A 14822-nucleotide genomic window follows, 5' to 3' on the forward strand; every position below is an offset into this window, starting at 1 on the left:
CCGATGCAGCACCTGCCCCCTGAGACCTGGCGCTGGGACGCCGCCGACATCGCCCGCGCCATCCGCCTCGGCGCGCTCTCGGCGAAGGAGGCGACGCAGGACGCGCTCGCCCGCCTGGCGGCCGTGAACCCCGCCATCAACGCGGTGGTGGACCCGCTGCCCGACCTCGCCCTCGCGGCGGCCGAGGCCGCCGATGCCGCCCGCAGCCGGGGCGAGGCGCTCGGCCCGCTGCACGGCGTGCCGGTCACGGTGAAGGTCAATGCCGATATGGGGGGCCGCGCCACCACCAATGGCGTGGTCGCCTTCAAGGACGCCATCGCGCCGGAGGACAGCGCGGTGGTCGGCAACCTCCGCAAGGCCGGGGCCATCGTTATCGGCCGGACCAATACGCCGGCCTTCTCCTGGCGCTGGTTCACCGACAACGACCTGCACGGGAAGACGCTGAACCCCTGGAGCGCGGGGCATACTCCGGGCGGGTCTTCGGGCGGCGCGGGCGCCGCGGTCGCCGCCGGCATCGGCGCCGTCGCGCATGGCAACGACATCGGCGGCTCCGTCCGCTATCCCGCCTATGCCTGCGGCGTCGCCGGCCTGCGTCCCTCCCTCGGCCGCATCCCAGCCTACAATCCCGGCGCGAAGCAGGAACGCTCGCTCTCGGCCCAGATCCTCTCGACCCAGGGCCCGCTGGCGCGGCGGGTGCGCGACCTGCGCCTGGCGCTGGAGGCGATGGCCGCGCCCGACTGGCGCGACCCCTGGCAGGCGCCGGTGCCGCTGGAGGGCCCGCCCCTGCCCCGCCGCGTCGCGCTCTGCGCCGATCCCGCCGGCACCGGCGTGCACCCCGCCGTCGCGGCCGCGGTGCGGGCGGCGGGCGAGGCGCTGGAGCGCGCGGGCTACGTGGTCGAGGAAGCGGCGCCGCCCGGCTTCGCCGCCGTCGCCGCCGATTGGGACGCCTTCATCCATGCCGAGGCGACGGTCTTCATGGCGGAGGGCTTCCGCAGCCTCGCCGACGCGAAGGCGCGCGCGATCTTCGGCGTGATGGGCGAGCGCGACTTGCCCGCGCTGCCCGACTACATGCGGCTGCTGGCCGCCCGCGCCACCCACCAGCGCGCCTGGGCGGCCTGGATGCAGGAGCGGCCGCTGCTGGTCATCCCGACCTCCGCCGAGCCGCCCTTCCCGCAGGGGCTGGACGAGACCGACTTCGCCCGCGTCATCCGGGCGCAGCAGCCGCTCTTTCCCACCGTCCTGCTCGGCCTGCCCAGCGTCTCCGTGCCAACCGGCGTCGCGGAGGGCCTGCCGATGGGCGTGCAGGTGGTGGCGCCGCGCTGGCGGGAGGACCTGGCGCTGGCCGCGGCCGAGGCGATCGAGGCCGCCTGCCCCATGCCGACGCCGCTCGATCCGCGCTGACCGGCGCGGGTTCGTTTCGAACAACATTTTTCGTATATCGCACACGCATTGCGCGTTGAAGCCGTGATCGGTGCACGCCTACCATCCTCGCCAGGCAGCCGGCGGGGCTTCCGACGTGCCCCCCATGGGCGCGCCGGATGCGCCGTCGGTTGGTGGGGGAACACGATCGCCGGCGGGACCGACCGGTGGCGTCCAAGGCAGATCACGATGTTCCGCAGCGATGCGGGCGGCTCCCCCACTGCGTCCTGCCGGCGCCCATTCCGGTGCCGGCCATGAACGGGAGGGAGAAAGGGATGAGAAGAGTCCTGCTGGCGGCCACCATCCTCGCGGCGCTCGGCGTCGCGCCGGGTGCCAAGGCCCAGACCGCCGCCGACCTGCAGCGCGGCGCGGCCGACACCAAGAACGTCCTCAACTACGGCATGGGCTACAACCTGCAGCGCTTCAGCCCGCTGCGGCAGATCGACAAGCAGTCGGTCAAGCGCCTGGTGCCGGTCTTCAACTACAGCTACGACGACAACCGCGCGGCGCAGTCGCAGCCGCTGGTCTACAACGGCGTCATCTACGTGACCTCGCACGCCGCGACCATGGCGGTCGACGCCAAGACCGGGAAGCAGCTCTGGAAGACCAAGGTCGAGTATCCGCCGGAGACGCCGCGCATCGTCTGCTGCGGCATCATCAACCGCGGCGCCGCGCTCTTCGACGGCAAGCTCTTCCGCACCACGCTCGACGCGCATGTCATCGCGCTCGACGCGAAGACCGGCAAGGAGCTCTGGCGCTCCAAGGCCGAGGACTTCAAGACCGGCCATTCCTTCACCGTCGCGCCGCTGGTCGCCGACGGCGTCGTCATCACCGGCATCTCCGGCGCGGAATACGGCATCCGCGGCTTCATCGACGGCTGGGACCCGGCGACGGGCAAGCACCTCTGGCGCACCTACACGGTGGCCGGGCCGGGCGATGCCAATGCCTCGACCTGGCCGGGCGACACCTGGGAACGCGGCGGCGGCTCGGCCTGGATCACCGGCTCCTACGACCCGGAGCAGAACACCGTCTTCTGGGGCACCGGCAATGCCGGCTCCTGGAACTCGAACACGCGGCCCGGCGACAACCTCTATACCTGCTCGGTCCTCGCGCTCGACCCGAAGACCGGCAAGATCAAGTGGCACTTCCAGTTCTCGCCGAACGACTTCTACGACTATGACAGCGTGGCGGAGATGGTGCTGGCCGACATCAACGTGAACGGCCAGCCGACCAAGGCGCTGATGAACGCCAACCGCAACGGCTTCTTCTACGTGCTCGACCGCACCAACGGGAAGCTGCTCACGGCCAATGCCTATGGCAAGCAGATCAACTGGGCCGAAGGCATCGACATGAAGACCGGCCGGCCGATCGATTCGGAGGTCACGAAGCATGTCCGCGCCACCGAGCAGACGGTCGAGGTCTGGCCGAGCGTGCTCGGCAACAAGAATTGGAGCCCGGTCTCCTTCAACCCGAATACCGGCCTCGTCTACGCGAATACGCTCAACATCGGCATGAAATACACCCCGACGCGGGAGACCTACCGCGCCGGCGCGACCTACTGGGGCGCCGAGATCGAGTGGGTCTTCCCGCAGGGCGCCCGCGGCCAGCTCTCGGCGATCGACCCGCTGACCGGCAAGGCGAAGTGGGAGGCGCCGAGCGACATCCCGCGCTTCTCCGGCGTGCTGTCGACCGCGGGCGGCGTCGTCTTCACCGGCAAGCTGACCGGCGAGTTCGAGGCCTTCGACGCCGACACCGGCGAGAAGCTCTGGCAGTTCCAGGCGGGCTCGGGGATCGAGGGCATGCCGGTGACCTGGGAGCAGGACGGCACGCAGTATGTCGCCGTCTCGGTCGGCATCGGCGGCGTCTATTCCATCCACTCGGGCGACGAGCGGATGGCCAATGTCCCCGCCGGCAGCTCGCTCTGGGTCTTCGCCCTGCCGAAGTGAGCGGCCGGTCCGACGCGTGAGGAAACCGGGCGGGCCGTGGGGGACCGTGGCCCGCCCTTCATGTCCAGGAAGAATGTATGACCTCGACCCGCTGGCTTTCCGCCCTGTCCCTCGGCGCGGCCCTGCTCGCCGCCGCGCCGGTCGTCCTCGCGCAATCGGCGCCGGGCGACGCGCAGGCCGGCGCCGCCACCGCGCCCGCCGCGTCGCATTCGGCCGGGGAGGCGGCGCAGGGCCGCCGCCTCTATTCCCAGCTCTGCTCGCATTGCCACGGGATCCGCATGGTCAATCCCGGCACCTCCTCCTTCGACCTGCGCAAATTCCCGCATGACGACAAGGCACGGTTCCTGAACTCGGTCACCAAGGGCAAGAACACCATGCCGGCCTGGGGCGACATGCTGAAGCCCGAGGAGATCGAGCATCTCTGGGCCTATATCCTCACCGGAGGCCATTCGTGAGGCGCGCCGCCGCGGCCGCGCTCCTCCTCGCCACCCTGTCCGGCGCCGCCTCGGCCGAGGAGGCGCTGACCGTCTGCCTCGAGGAGGACGTGCCGCCGCTCTCGATGAAGCGCGGCAAGGAGGGCGCGGGCTTCGACCTCGAGGTCGCGCGCCGCGTCGCCGCGCTGCTCGGCCGGCCGCTCAGGGTCCAGTGGTACGAGACCGAGGCCGATCCCGACAGCCAGCCGGACCGGCAGGTGAATGCGCTGCTCTCGGACGGGAAATGCGACCTCGCCGGCGGCTATCCGCTGGCCGCCCGCGCGCTGGGCCGGCCGATGGCGGAGCGGGCGAAGCTGCCCGATTTCGACGGCGCCCGGCCGGAGGACCGGCGACGCTGGGTGGCGCTCGGGACGCTGGTGCCGACGCCTGCCTACCGGGCGGGCGCGATCGGCGTGGTCATGGCGCCGGGCAAGCCCGCGCCGCAATTCCGGCACCTCGCGGAGCTGCAGGGCCTGCGCATCGGCGTCGAGGAGAAGACGCTGCCGGATGCGATCGTCACGCATTACCGCGGCGGGATGCTGCTCGGGACGGTGACGCATGTCACCGCCGGCCGGCCGCTCTTCGAGGGGCTGGCGCGCGGCGACTACGATGCGGTGGTGGTCGAGCTGCACCGCTACGACGCCTGGCGGGCGCGGCACCCGGACAGCGGGCTGACGCTGACCGAGTACCGCCACCCCATCGCCTTCAATTTCGGCTTCGTCGGCCTCTCGACCGCCGCGCCGCTGGTGCAGGCGGCGGGGGCGGCGGTCACCCGAATGCGCGAGGCCGGCGAGCTGCCAGCGATCGCCGAGCGGACGGGGCTGACCTATGCGCCGCCGCAGGTGCCGGAGGTGACGCCGCCGCTGCGGACGGCCGCCCTCAGGGACGATTGAGTCACACGGCCCCGATGCCATCATGGCCGGACATGGCCCGGCCATGACGCTTCCGGACCGCGCTGCCTACTTGAACACCGGCGGCGCGTCGTCCTCCGGCAGGTCGGGCAGCGGCACCTCGATGCGCACCGTGCTCGGGTCCACGCCCGTGCCCTTGTCGATCCAGTAGGTCACGCTCTCCGGCCAGAAGATGGTGATGGCCACCAGGATGAGCTGCAGCCCCACCCAGGGAATGGCGCCCCAGTAGATGTCGGAGGACTTGACCTCCTTCGGGGCGATGCCGCGCAGGTAGAACAGGGCGAAGCCGAAGGGCGGGTGCATGAAGCTGGTCTGCATGTTCACGCAGATCAGGACGCCGAACCATACCAGGTCGATCCCCAGCTTGGCCGCGACCGGCGCCAGCAGCGGAATGATGATGAAGGCGATCTCGAAGAAGTCGAGGAAGAAGGCCAGGAAGAAGATGAAGATCTGGCTGAAGATCAGGAAGCCGACCTGGCCGCCCGGCAGCTTGGACAGCAGGTGCTCGATCCAGATCGCGCCGTCGACGCCCTGGAAGACCAGGGAGAAGACGGTGGCGCCGATCAGGATGAAGATCACCATGGCGGTGATGCGCGCGGTGTTCTGCGTCGCCTGCCAGATCAGGTCCCAGGTGAAGCGGCCATTCGCCCAGGCCAGCACGACCGCGCCGACCGCGCCCATGGCGCCCGCCTCGGTCGGCGTCGCCAGGCCGAGGAAGATGGTGCCGAGCACGAGGAAGATGAGGACGATCGAGGGCACCATGCCCTTGGCGACGCGCCAGATCAGCGGCCAGCCGCGCATGGTCAGCGCCTCGTCCGGCAGCGGCGGCACCCGGTGCGGCGCGAAGATGCTGACGCCGACGATGAAGCCGATGAAGAGCAGCACCTGCAGGATGCTCGGCCCGATGGCGCCGGCATACATGTCGCCGACCGACTTGCCGAGCTGGTCGCCGAGGACGATCAGCACGAGGGAGGGCGGGATCACCTGGGTGATGGTGCCGCTGGCCGCGATGACGCCGGTGGCGATGCGCATGTCGTAGCCGTACTTCATCATGATGGGCAGGCTGATCATGCCCATTGCGATGACGCTGGCCGCGACCGTGCCGGTGATGGCGCCGAGCACCGCGCCCACCAGGATGACGGCATAGGCGAGGCCGCCCGGCACCTTGCCGAAGAGCTGGCCGGTGCCTTCCAGCAGGTCCTCCGCCAGGCCGCAGCGCTCGAGGATCGCGCCCATCAGGGTGAAGAAGGGGATCGCCAGCAGCAGGTCGTTGGCCAGGATGCCGAAGACCCGGAGCGGCAGGTTGCCGAGATAGGCCGAGGTGAAGAAGCCCAGCTCGATCGACAGGAAGCCGAAGAAGAGGCCGACGGCCGAGAGGCTGAAGGCGACGGGGAAGCCGAGGAGGAGGAAGACGACGAGGCCGCCGAACATCAGCGGCGCCATCACGTCCATGTCGAGCGTCATCGGGGGGCGTGTCCTGGCGCGCGGGTTATTGTTCGGGGCGGTGGTATTCGACCACCACCTCGGCATGCGGATCCTCGCCGCGCAGCAGGGCGACGCGCTTGATCAGTTCGGAGATGCCCTGCAGCGTCAGCAGGACGAAGCCGATGGGTAGCAGGATCTTCACGGGCCAGCGGATCAGGCCGCCGGCATTCGGGCTGCCCTCGTTGCGGACGAAGCTGTCGAGGAAGAAGGGCCAGGTCATCCAGGCCAGCAGGATGACGGCCGGCAGCATGAAGAAGATGAAGCCGAAGACGTCGATCCAGAGCCGGGTGCGGTCCGAGACGCTGGAATAGAGCAGGTCCACCCGCACATGCTCGTTCCGGAACAGGGTATAGGAGGCGCCGAGCATCACCGTCGCCCCGAACAGGTACCACTGCACCTCCAGCCAGGCGTTGGAGGAATAGGAGATGCCGTAGCGGACGAAGGCATTGCCGGCACTGATGGCGCAGGACAGGAACACCGCCCAATTGGCCAGTTGGCCAACCGCGGCGTTCAGCCTGTCCACGCCGCGGCTGAAGGCGAGCAGGGGACCCATACCGAAGCTTCCTCCCAGGCGTGCGCCACCCCTCCCCGGGCGGCGCCGCTTGCGTGTTTGCAGCGTCTCAGCGGCGCTGCTGCTGTTCCTGAGCGTGCATGAAGTAGACGAAATTGTCGAATGTGCTCTCGGTCACCCGGAACCATTGGTACTGGCTGTCCCGGAAGGACTTCCAGGGTTCGTAGACCTTCTTGAAGTTGGCGTTCCGCGCCGCCGTCTCCTCGTAGAGCTCGAAGGCGGCCTTGTAGCAGGCCTGCATCACCTCCCGCGGGAAGGCGCGGAGCTGGGTGCCGGCCGCAACCAGACGGCGCAGCGCCTGCGGGTTCTGCACGTCGTACTTGGCCATGGTCTCCATAGTCGCGTCGCGGCAGGCGCTCTCCAGGACCTCCTTGTACTGCTGCGGCAGCTCGTCGAACTTCGCCTGGTTGACGTAGAAGGAGAGGTTCAGGCCGCCTTCCCACCAGCCGGGGTAGTAATAGAAGGGGGCGACGCGATTGAAGCCGAGCTTCTCGTCGTCATAGGGGCCAATCCATTCGGCAGCATCGATCGTACCCTTCTCGAGCGCCGGGTAGATGTCGCCGCCGGCGATCTGCTGCGGCACGCCGCCGAGCTTCTGCATGATGTTGCCGGCGATGCCGGCGATCCGCATCTTCAGGCCCTGCAGGTCGGCGACCGTCCGGACCTCCTTGCGGAACCAGCCGCCCATCTGGGCCCCGGTGCTGCCGCAGGGGATGGAGACGATGTTGTAGCCCGCGAAGAAGTCGCGCAGCAGGTCCCGCCCGCCGCCGGCATAGAGCCAGGCATTGATCTGGCGGGTGTTCATGCCGAAGGGGATGGTGGCGTCGAAGGCGAAGGTGGGGTCCTTGCCGACGAAGTAGTAGCTGGCGGTATGGGCGCATTCGACCGTGCCGGCCTGCACGGCATCCGCGACCGCGAGGCCCGGGACGATCTCGCCGGCCGCGAAGGTGCGGATCTGGAACTTGCCGTCGGTCAGGGCGGCGACCCGCTTCCCGACATGCTCGCCGGCGCCGTAGATGGTATCCAGCGAGCGCGGGAAGGAGGAGGCGCAGCGCCACCGGATTTCCGGCAAGGCCCCCTGGGCCAGGGCGGGTGCGGCCAGGGCAACGGTCCCGGCAAGCGCCCCGCCGGCGACGAAACCACGACGGTCCATGGACGACATGTTCCCCATTGCGGTACCCGAAGCGGGAGCCGCGCGCCCCATTAGACGTGCCGCGGAGGATTGTTAAGGGCGTGAATCGCCTCGTCCGCGTGCTTCGCCGGATGTTTTTCGTCCGATCTGAAGCGCTCCCGTCCGGAACTCCACGGACCTCCCCCCTTCGCAGCCCGGCGCATCGGGGGTTACACTCGTTGCCGTGATTGCCTGCCTCCCGCACCCGTGCTGACGGCGCTCGCCTTCTGTCTCGGGCTCCTGGTCCTGGTCGCCGCCGCCGCGGTCGTGCTGGGCCGCCATCCCAGGGCGGGGCTGGTCGTCCATGGCGGATGCCTGATCGCCGCGGTCGGGTTCCTCGGCGTCTCGGTCGCCGCGCTGCTCGGCGGCACCGCGCCGGAGGGTCTGACGCTCCCCCTCGGCCCACCCTGGGCGGCGACGCGCCTCGCGCTCGACGGGCTCTCGGCTTGGTTCCTGCTGCTGCTCGGCATCACCGCCGCCTGCGCCTCGCTCTTCGCCCTGGGCCATCGGGCCGGGCCGCCGCGCACCCTGCCGCCCTTCCCGCTCTTCCTCGCCGGCATGGGCCTGACGCTGGCCGCGACCGATGCCTTCACCCTGCTGCTGGGCTTCGAGGCGATGTCGCTCGCCTCCTGGGCGCTGGTGGCCGCCGAGCACGACAAGGCGGAGAACCGCGCCGCGGCGCGCCTCTACCTTACCTTCGCGGTGCTGGCCGGCGCCTGCCTGGTGCCGGCCTTCGGGCTGCTCGCCGGCGGCGCCGGCGCCATCACCTTCGAGGCCATGCGCGCTGCGCCGCCCGAGGGCTGGCGCGCTGTGGCGGTGCTCGCCCTCGGCCTCGCCGGCGCGGGCGCCAAGGCCGGCCTCGTGCCGCTGCATGCCTGGCTGCCGCTGGCCCATCCGGCGGCGCCGAGCCATGTCTCGGCGCTGATGTCGGGGGCCATGACCAAGGTCGCGCTCTATATGCTGGCGCGGCTGCTGCTCGACCTCTGCGGCCCGGCGCAGCCCTCCTGGTGGGGCGTGCCGCTGCTGGTCCTCGGCGCGGGCTCGGCGCTGCTCGGCGCGCTGCGGGCCAACCTGGAGGGCGACATCAAGACGCTGCTGGCCTGCTCGACCATCGAGAATATCGGCTTCGTCGTGCTCGGCCTCGGCCTCGCGCTCGCCTTCCGCGGCGCCGACCTGGGCCCGCTGGCGGCGCTGGCCGCGGGCGCGGCGCTGCTGCACGCGCTGAACCACGGTGTCTTCAAGACCCTGCTCTTCCTGGTGGCGGGTGCCGTGCAGCACAGCGCCGGCAGCCGCAGGCTCGACCGGCTGGGCGGGTTGATCCATGCCATGCCGGCGACGGCCGGCGCCGCGCTGGTCGGGGCCTGTGCCGCCGCCTCCCTGCCGCCGCTCTCTGGCTTCGCCGGGGAATGGCTGCTGCTGCAGTCGCTGCTGGCGGGCTGGCGGGTCAGCGCCATCGCCTTCCAGGTGCTGGCCGCCGCCGCCGCGGCGCTGGCCGCCATGGCGGCGGCGCTGGCCGCGGCCGCCATGCTGCGGATGTTCGGCCTGGTCTTCCTCGGCCGTCCCCGCAGCCCGCGCGGCGCCGGCGCGGAGGAGGTGAACGCGACCGAGCGCGCGGCGCTGCTGCTGCCGGCGGGCCTGACCGTGCTCTTCGGCCTCTTCCCCGGCCTGCTGCTCGGCCTCGCCGCGCCGGCGGTGCGGATCCTGGCCGGGCGGGCGGCGGAGATGCCGGTGCGCGGCCTCTGGCTGACCGCGGGCGAAGGGGCCGCGGGCTATGCGCCCTTCGCCGTGTTGCTGTTGCTGGCCGCGGCGCTGGTCGCCTTGTGGTTCGCGGTGCGCCGCCGTTCCCCGCTGCCGACGGCGCGCGGGCCGGTCTGGAATTGCGGCTTCATCGACCCGCCGCCGCATTTCCCCTTCGGCGATCCGCTGACCCAGCCGACCGCCGGCGGCATCGCCCAGCCGCTGCGCCGCATGCTGGGCGAGCCGTTGCTGGCGGCGCGCGAGAGGGTGGACATGCCCCGCCCGGGCGAGACCCGGGCCGGCGCCTATGCTTCGGGCTTCGAGGACCCCTCCGGCCCGCTGCTGATCGCCCCCGCCGCGGCGCTGCGCGAGCGGATCTCGGCGCAGGTGGAGCGGCTGCGTGACTTCACCATCCGCCGCTGCCTGTCGCTCTCCTTCGCCACACTGGTCGGGCTGCTGGCCCTGCTGGCCTGGCTGGAGGGCCGGTAGTGCAGACCTTCGGCGCGCTGCTGACGCAATTGCTGCATCTTGCCCTGATGCTGGCGGCGGCCCCGCTGCTGGTCGGCGTCACCCGCTGGCTGAAGGCGCGGATGATGGGGCGGCGCGGCGCCTCCCCGCTGCAGCCCTTCCTCGACCTCGACAAGCTGCTGCGCAAGCGCCCGGTGCTGGCCGACAATGCCTCCGTGGTCTCGGAGGCCGCGCCCTATGCCGCCTTCGCCGCCTGCCTGCTGGCCATCGCCCTGGTGCCGAGCTTCGCCCGCGGCATGGTCTTCGCCCCGCTCTCCGACCTGATCCTGCTGGCGGGGCTGCTGGCGCTGGCCCGCGTCGCCCTCGCGCTCGCGGGGATGGATGTCGGCACGGCCTTCGGCGGCCTCGGCGCGGCGCGGGAGATGAGCTTTGCCGCCTTCGCCGAGCCGGCGCTGCTGCTCTGCGTCCTGACCTTCGCCATCCTGGCGGGCACGACGAACCTGGACCTGATCGCCGCGGTCTTCCGCGACGGGGCGCTCGGCCTGCGTGTCTCGCTCGGCCTCGCCGCCATGGCGATGCTGGCCGTCGCGGTCGCCGAGAATGCCCGCATCCCCGTGGACAATCCGGCGACCCATCTGGAGCTCACCATGGTGCACGAGGCGATGCTGCTGGAGAGCAGCGGCCGCCACCTCGCGCTGTGGGACTATGGCGCGGCGCTGCGCCTGACCCTCTGGCTCAGCCTGGTCGCCGCGGTCTTCGTGCCCTTCGGCATGGCGCCGGCCGGCAGCGGGCCGGTCGCCTGGCTGGGCGGGCTCCTCGCCTGGCTGCTCAAAATGGGCGCGCTCTGCGTCGCCCTGGCGGTCTTCGAGAGCGCGATCGCCAAGATGCGCGTCTTCCGCGTGCCGGAATTCCTCGGCGCCGCGCTGCTCCTGGCGCTGCTGGCGGCGGCGCTGCTCTTCGTCTCGACGGGGCTGGCGTGATGAAGCAGGCCATGCAGGGGAATGCCGGGCGATGACCTTCGGCCAGCTTCCCTACGACGTCGCCCACCTGCTGGGCGGCGCCATGCTGCTGCTCTCCTTCGTGCTGCTCTACCAGCGGCGGGTCGGCGCGGTGATCAATGCGCTGGCGCTGCAGGGCGCCGTCCTGGCCTCGGCGGCGGCCTGGCAGGGCTTCGTGCAGTCGGCGCCGCAGCTCTACCTGACGGCGCTGATCGCCTTCGCCGCCAAGGCGGTGCTGATCCCGCTCGCGCTGCGCAGCCTGCTGCGCCGCTTCGACCTGCACCGCACGGTGGAGACCGCCTTCGGCGTCGGGCCCAGCCTGGTCGCGGGCGTGGCGCTGGTCGCGCTCGCCATTCTCGTCGTCCTGCCCATCACCGCTGGCAGCCGCGCCATCGCGCGGGAGGACCTGGCGCTCGCCCTCTCGGTCGTGCTGCTGGGGATGCTGATGATGATCACCCGGCGCAACGCCATCCTGCAGGTGGTCGGGCTGATGACGCTGGAGAACGGCCTGATCCTCGCCGCCGTCGGCGTCGCCGGCATGCCGCTGGTGGTCGAGCTCTCGACCGCCGCCCTGGTGATGATGCTGCTGGTGGTCGGCGGCGTCTTCGTCTTCCAGATCCGGGAGCGCTTCGACACGGTCGATATCGGCTTCCTCGAGCGCCATCGCGGGGAGTCCGGCTGATGCCGCTGTCCTGGGCGCTGGTCTTCCTGCCCTGGGCGGGGGCGGTGCTGCTGGCCGTCATCCGGCAGGAGAGGCCGGCGGCGCTCGCCAATATCGCCGTCTCGGCCGCCGGCTTCCTGCTCTCGCTCGCCCTGCCCGGCCATCCCGGCGGCAACCAGGGCTGGACGCATATCGACGCGCTGAACACGCCGCTGGTCGTCCTCTCCTTCCTCATCGGGCTGACCAGCGCCGTCTTCTCGCTCGGCGCCATCGCCGCCGAGCGCTTCGATGCGCTCAGGCTGCGCGCCTACCACGTCGCCTTCCAGGTCTTCATGGGGGCGCAGGCCCTCGCGCTGCTCGCCGACAACATGGGCGTCATGTGGGTGGCGATCGAGATCGCGACGCTGGCCAGCGTGCTGATCGTCGCCGTGCACGGCACGCCGCCGGCGATCGAGGCGGCCTGGAAGCTCTTCATCCTCTGCGGCGTCGGCATCGCGCTGGCCTTGTTCGGCACCATCATCCTCTACCTCGCGGCGCAGCCCTTCGTCGGGCATGGCGATTCCGGCCTCTCCTGGTCGGTGCTGCGCGGCCTGGCCGCGCGCTGCGACCCGGGGGTGCTGAACCTCGCCTTCGTCTTCCTCCTCGTCGGCTACGGCACCAAGGCCGGCCTCGTGCCGCTGCATTCCTGGCTGCCGGATGCCGAGGCCGAGGGGCCGATCGCCATCTCCGCCGTGCTCTCGGGCCTGCTGCTCAACGCCGCGCTGCATGCCGTGGTGCGGGCCAAGGCGATCGTCGGCGCGCATCCCGGCGCCGTCACGCCGGAGCCCTTCCTCCTCGCCTTCGGCCTCGCTTCGCTCCTCGTCGCCGCCTTCGCGCTCTGGCGCCGGCGCGACGCGCGGCGCTTCTTCGCCTGGTCGAGCATCGAGCATATGGGCCTCGCCGCCATCGCCTTCGGCCTCGGCGGCGCCACGGCGAACCTCGCGGGGCTGCTGCACATGCTGGGGCACTCGCTGACCAAGTCGGCGGTCTTCTTCGGCATCGGCCATGCGGCGCAGCGCAAGGGCTCGCAGAAGGTCGCCGATATCGGCGGGCTGGCGGCCAGCGATCCGGCGCTCGGCTGGGGCCTGGCGCTGGCCATCGCCGCCGTCGCCGGCCTGCCGCCCTTCGCGCTCTTCGCCTCCGAATTCCTGCTGCTGACCGAGGCCGCGGCGATGCGCTGGTGGCTCATCCTGCCGCTCGGCGTCGGCCTGCTGACGGCCGCGGCAGCCAAGATCCAGACGCTTCAGGCGCTCTGCCTGGGCGATCCGACGCGGGATGCAGCCGACGCCCCGGCGCGCTGGACGGACCGCACCACGCTCGGGCCGATCTGGCTGCATCTCGGCCTCGCCCTGGTGCTCGGCATCGCCCTGCCCGGCCCGCTTGCCGCGCTGCTCGCCGCCGCCGCGAGGATCCCGGGATGAGCGCGCTCGACATCATCCGCCGCGGCGCGCCGCAGGACTGCCGGCCCTGGCCCCGCTTCCTGCTGACCCGCCCGCAATGGGGCGCACTGGCCGAGGCGCTGCCGGCCGGGGAGGCGCCGGCGCTGATGGCGCTCTGGGCCGAGCCGGCGATGATCCATGCCGCCTTCTGGATCGAGGCCGAGCGCGGCCTGCTGCTGGCAAGCTGCCCGGCACCCGATGGCCGCTACCCCGCCCTCTCGCCCGCCCGGCCCGGCGCGGTGCGGTTCGAGCGCATGGTCCGCGACCTCTGGGGCCATGTGGCGGAAGGGGCGGTCGACCTCCGCCCCTGGCTCGACCATGGCCACTGGCCGCAGGCGGCGCCGCTCTCGGCCAGGCCCGCCGCGGTCACGGCGGCACCGCCGCAGCCGGAATTCCTCCCCGTCGAGGGCGAGGGCGTGCACCAGATCCCGGTCGGGCCCGTGCATGCCGGCATCATCGAGCCGGGGCATTTCCGCTTCCACGTCCAGGGCGAGACGGTGGCGCGGCTGGAGGAGCGGCTGGGCTACCTGCACAAGGGCCATATCGGCCTGATGCTGGGCAAGCCGGCGCGCGCCGCGGCGCGCTTCGCCGCACGGCTCTCGGGCGACAGCACGGTCGCGCATGCCTGGGCCTTCGCGCAGGCGGTGGAGCGGGCGACGGGCGCCGTGCCCTCGCCCCGCGCCCTGGCGCTGCGGGCCGTCATGGCGGAGCTGGAACGGATCCACAACCACCTGAACGACTGGGGCTTCGTCTGCAACGACGCCGCCTTCGCCTATCCCCATGCCCGCTGCGGCGCGCTGCGGGAGGGCGTGCTGCGCGCCTGCATGGCCGCCTTCGGGCACCGCCTGATGATGGACCGCGTGGTCCCGGGCGGCGTCAGCGGCGACCTCGCGCCCGGCGGAGCGGAGGCGATCCTCGCCGTGCTCGAAGTGGTCGAGGCGGAGAGCCCCGCGCTGGTCGCGATCTACGACTCGCATGCCAGCCTGCAGGACCGCGTGGTCGGCACCGGCATCGTGGCGGCGCCGCTGGTCGCGCGCTTCGCGGCAGGCGGTCATGTCGGCCGCGCCGCCGGCCGCGGCTTCGATGCCAGGACGGCGGCGCGCTACGCGCCCTATGACGCCATGCCGCCGGAAGTGCCCGTGCTGCCGCAGGGCGACGTCGATGCGCGGGTGCGGGTGCGCATCGCCGAGATCGGGGAATCCGTCCGCCTGCTGCGCGCGCTGCTGGCCGACCTGCCGGCGGGCGAGTTGCTGGTGCCGCTGCCGCCGCGCGCCGGCGAGGGGATCGGCCTGGTCGAGGCCTTCCGCGGCGACTGCCTGCACTGGGTCTCGCTGGACGAGGGCGGCGTGCTGCGCGGGGTCTTCCCGCGCGATCCCTCCTGGCTGCAATGGCCGCTGCTGGAGGCCGCGATCGAGGGCAACATCGTCGCCGACTTCCCGCTCTGCAACAAGAGCTTCAACTGTTCCTACAGCGGTGTCGATCTCTGATGCAGCCCTTGAGGCGC

Annotated in this window: 12 protein-coding genes; 9 read left to right on the plus strand and 3 right to left on the minus strand. The window is 71.6% G+C overall.

The features are described from left to right. The first annotated feature begins 3 nt into the window (after positions 1-3). The 4 genes from Q7A36_RS12680 (at position 4) to Q7A36_RS12695 (ending at position 4731) form a co-directional block, all read left to right on the plus strand. Positions 4-1401: an amidase gene (locus tag Q7A36_RS12680; RefSeq protein ID WP_305104065.1), complete on the plus strand. Its 1398-nt coding sequence runs from the start codon at positions 4-6 to the stop codon at positions 1399-1401. A 293-nt stretch (positions 1402-1694) separates the two neighbouring features. Continuing rightward, complete coding sequence (locus tag Q7A36_RS12685; RefSeq protein ID WP_305104066.1) at positions 1695-3365, plus strand: methanol/ethanol family PQQ-dependent dehydrogenase; 1671 nt, start codon at positions 1695-1697, stop codon at positions 3363-3365. Positions 3366-3442: 77 nt separating this feature from the next. Beyond that, entirely contained in the window at positions 3443-3820 is a 378-nt protein-coding gene (locus tag Q7A36_RS12690; protein WP_305104067.1) for a c-type cytochrome, read from the plus strand. After that, the gene (locus Q7A36_RS12695; RefSeq protein ID WP_305104068.1) at positions 3817-4731 is read left to right on the plus strand and encodes a type 2 periplasmic-binding domain-containing protein; all 915 of its coding nucleotides are present in this window, start codon (positions 3817-3819) and stop codon (positions 4729-4731) included. Before Q7A36_RS12690 ends, Q7A36_RS12695 begins: the two co-directional genes overlap by 4 nt. Positions 4732-4797: 66 nt before the next feature. On the opposite strand, the gene Q7A36_RS12700 is transcribed toward Q7A36_RS12695, so the two are convergent. The 3 genes from Q7A36_RS12700 to Q7A36_RS12710 all read right to left on the minus strand — a co-directional run bounded on the left by Q7A36_RS12700 (position 4798) and on the right by Q7A36_RS12710 (position 7958). After that, positions 4798-6213: a TRAP transporter large permease gene (locus tag Q7A36_RS12700; RefSeq protein ID WP_305104069.1), complete on the minus strand. Its 1416-nt coding sequence runs from the start codon at positions 6211-6213 to the stop codon at positions 4798-4800. 25 nt (positions 6214-6238) lie between these two features. After that, the gene (locus tag Q7A36_RS12705; RefSeq protein ID WP_305104070.1) at positions 6239-6787 is read right to left on the minus strand and encodes a TRAP transporter small permease subunit; all 549 of its coding nucleotides are present in this window, start codon (positions 6785-6787) and stop codon (positions 6239-6241) included. Positions 6788-6854: 67 nt separating this feature from the next. Next, positions 6855-7958 (minus strand): TRAP transporter substrate-binding protein, encoded by a 1104-nt coding sequence (locus Q7A36_RS12710; protein ID WP_305104071.1) that lies wholly within the window; start codon positions 7956-7958, stop codon positions 6855-6857. 225 nt (positions 7959-8183) lie between these two features. Here Q7A36_RS12710 and Q7A36_RS12715 point away from each other — a divergent pair, with 225 nt between their 5' ends. From Q7A36_RS12715 to Q7A36_RS12735, 5 genes are read left to right on the plus strand one after another with little or no spacing between them, the layout of a single operon-like run. Beyond that, positions 8184-10202 carry a proton-conducting transporter transmembrane domain-containing protein gene (locus Q7A36_RS12715; RefSeq protein ID WP_305104072.1) on the plus strand — a complete coding sequence of 673 codons (2019 nt, stop codon included), beginning with the start codon at positions 8184-8186 and terminating at the stop codon, positions 10200-10202. Then, on the plus strand, positions 10202-11161 hold the full coding sequence (locus Q7A36_RS12720; protein ID WP_305104073.1) for a respiratory chain complex I subunit 1 family protein: 960 nt from the start codon (positions 10202-10204) through the stop codon (positions 11159-11161). Before Q7A36_RS12715 ends, Q7A36_RS12720 begins: the two co-directional genes overlap by 1 nt. Before the next feature lie 31 nt (positions 11162-11192). Continuing rightward, on the plus strand, positions 11193-11861 hold the full coding sequence (locus tag Q7A36_RS12725; protein WP_305104074.1) for a hydrogenase-4 component E: 669 nt from the start codon (positions 11193-11195) through the stop codon (positions 11859-11861). Further along, complete coding sequence (locus tag Q7A36_RS12730; protein WP_305104075.1) at positions 11861-13300, plus strand: hydrogenase 4 subunit F; 1440 nt, start codon at positions 11861-11863, stop codon at positions 13298-13300. Before Q7A36_RS12725 ends, Q7A36_RS12730 begins: the two co-directional genes overlap by 1 nt. Then, positions 13297-14805, plus strand: a complete 1509-nt coding sequence (locus tag Q7A36_RS12735) for a hydrogenase large subunit (protein WP_305104076.1) — start codon at positions 13297-13299, stop codon at positions 14803-14805. The genes Q7A36_RS12730 and Q7A36_RS12735 overlap by 4 nt, the downstream gene beginning before the upstream one ends. Positions 14806-14822 lie beyond the last annotated feature (17 nt).

This window comes from Paracraurococcus lichenis (assembly GCF_030657435.1).
GTDB lineage: Bacteria > Pseudomonadota > Alphaproteobacteria > Acetobacterales > Acetobacteraceae > Paracraurococcus > Paracraurococcus lichenis.

Bases quoted from the DNA above. Each gene is read 5' to 3' on its own strand.
- Q7A36_RS12710 (WP_305104071.1), bottom strand. From the start codon at position 7,958: ATGGACCGTCGTGGTTTCGTCGCCGGCGGGGCGCTTGCCGGGACCGTT.
- Q7A36_RS12735 (WP_305104076.1), top strand. From the start codon at position 13,297: ATGAGCGCGCTCGACATCATCCGCCGCGGCGCGCCGCAGGACTGCCGG.
- Q7A36_RS12725 (WP_305104074.1), top strand. From the start codon at position 11,193: ATGACCTTCGGCCAGCTTCCCTACGACGTCGCCCACCTGCTGGGCGGC.
- Q7A36_RS12705 (WP_305104070.1), bottom strand. From the start codon at position 6,787: ATGGGTCCCCTGCTCGCCTTCAGCCGCGGCGTGGACAGGCTGAACGCC.
- Q7A36_RS12680 (WP_305104065.1), top strand. From the start codon at position 4: ATGCAGCACCTGCCCCCTGAGACCTGGCGCTGGGACGCCGCCGACATC.
- Q7A36_RS12685 (WP_305104066.1), top strand. From the start codon at position 1,695: ATGAGAAGAGTCCTGCTGGCGGCCACCATCCTCGCGGCGCTCGGCGTC.
- Q7A36_RS12700 (WP_305104069.1), bottom strand. From the start codon at position 6,213: ATGACGCTCGACATGGACGTGATGGCGCCGCTGATGTTCGGCGGCCTC.
- Q7A36_RS12690 (WP_305104067.1), top strand. From the start codon at position 3,443: ATGACCTCGACCCGCTGGCTTTCCGCCCTGTCCCTCGGCGCGGCCCTG.
- Q7A36_RS12730 (WP_305104075.1), top strand. From the start codon at position 11,861: ATGCCGCTGTCCTGGGCGCTGGTCTTCCTGCCCTGGGCGGGGGCGGTG.